Here is a 1,362-nt window from a genome sequence, read left to right as displayed (position 1 = left end):
GGCGTCCCGGACCCCGGCGACGGCGAGGTGCCGCTCGGGCTGCACGGCGGTCTGGGTCCAGCCGTTGAGCTGGATGACCTCCATCAGCAGCTCGGCCGCCTGGGCGCGGCTGATCGGCGTCTGGTCTCCCTGCCACTGCTCGGCGAGGGCGTGGGCGCGGTTGAGTGCGCGGTCGCGGAGGTCGGCGGTCTGGTCGGTCACGGTGTGCTCCTGGTGGTCGTAGGCTGGGTGGCGGGCCCGGCCCCGCTTGCCTCGGGGCCGGGCTGCTGCGTGCTCAGGCGGCGTCGGTGAAGCAGCCGCAGCCGCCCCAGTCGTCGGTGTCGATGAGGTCGAGCAGGCTGGGCTGGGCGTGACGCTGGAACTCGATGCGCCGGCGAAGGGTGGCCAGCGTGAGCGGCTTCGTTTCGCCGCCGCGCCGGTCGCGGAGGATGGCAACGTCCTTGCCGAGCTTGACCCGCATGCGCTCCTCGAAGCGCTCGGCCTTGGCGTACCGCTCGGGGAACACCTCCAGGAGCCGGGCCCACTGCGCCTGGCCGCCCTTCACGCAGGCGCCGCCGCAGTTGTTGTGGGCGAAGCCGAGCCGGTACAGCCGCGGGTCGATCAGGCCGGCCGCGCGGGCCTCGGCGCGGAGCTGCTCCTTGTCGAAGTACGGCGGGCGGGTGAGCGGGGCGTCGACGGTCCAGGGCGCCCAGCCGCGGACGATGGCGGGCAGGCGCTCGGTTTCGGTCCAGTCGATGCCGACGTACACGGTGGTGTCGGTGGGGACGGTGTTCGCGACGAGCCACTGGCGGCACGGTTCCTGCTTCAGGAGCTGGGAGCACTGGGCGATGCGGGTGTTGCCGACCCAGGACTTGTCCTCGAACACTTGCCACGGGTCGCGGCCGGCCGGGTCGGTGACGCGGGTGATGGGGACGCCGAGCTGCGCGGCCGCCTGGGCATTGAAGACGTGGAGGTCCTCGTCCTCGGCGTGGGTATCGGCGAACAGCAGGGTGACGCTGGCCGTGCCGTGTTCGGCGATGACGTGGCGTGCGGTGGCCCAGGACGTGATGCCTCCGGACCACATGACTACGTGCTGCACGGGGTGGGTCTCCTGTCGTGTGTGGTGGTGGAACCGGGCCGCGGTCAGGCGTGGGTGCGGTGGTAGGCGTCGATGGCGGTGTGGCCGTTGACGACGAGGTGGGGCGCTGCCTTCCGGGCGAGGTTCAGCGCGGTGTCCAGGTCGAAGCGGTGTTGGGCGAGCCATTCGTCGGTGCGTTCGCTGGGGATGGACTCCCAGGACCAGTTGCCGTTGGCGTCGATGCACTGGCGGTGGCGGGAGACGGCCCACTGGCCGTTGCCGCGGGCTTCGACGTTGATCGTGAA

The 1,362-nt window shown here is 71.7% G+C and carries 3 protein-coding genes; all 3 read right to left on the bottom strand.

Features of this window, described 5'->3' with window-relative positions; translation table 11 throughout:
* Positions 1-201, bottom strand: a 201-nt coding sequence (locus ABZ135_RS38760; protein ID WP_356703124.1) for a hypothetical protein, incomplete at its 3' end; no start/stop codon positions are given.
* A gap of 73 nt (positions 202-274) precedes the next feature.
* On the bottom strand, positions 275-1,078 hold the full coding sequence (locus tag ABZ135_RS38755) for a hypothetical protein (protein ID WP_356703122.1): 804 nt from the start codon (positions 1,076-1,078) through the stop codon (positions 275-277).
* Between the two features lie 44 nt (positions 1,079-1,122).
* Positions 1,123-1,362 (bottom strand): hypothetical protein (locus ABZ135_RS38750; RefSeq protein ID WP_356703120.1); only part of this gene is annotated, 240 nt, incomplete at its 5' end.

This window comes from Streptomyces sp. NPDC006339, from assembly GCF_040612775.1.
GTDB lineage: Bacteria > Actinomycetota > Actinomycetes > Streptomycetales > Streptomycetaceae > Streptomyces.
The sequence above is the reverse complement of the archived record's forward strand: the minus strand, read 5'-3'. Positions and strand labels throughout refer to the sequence as shown.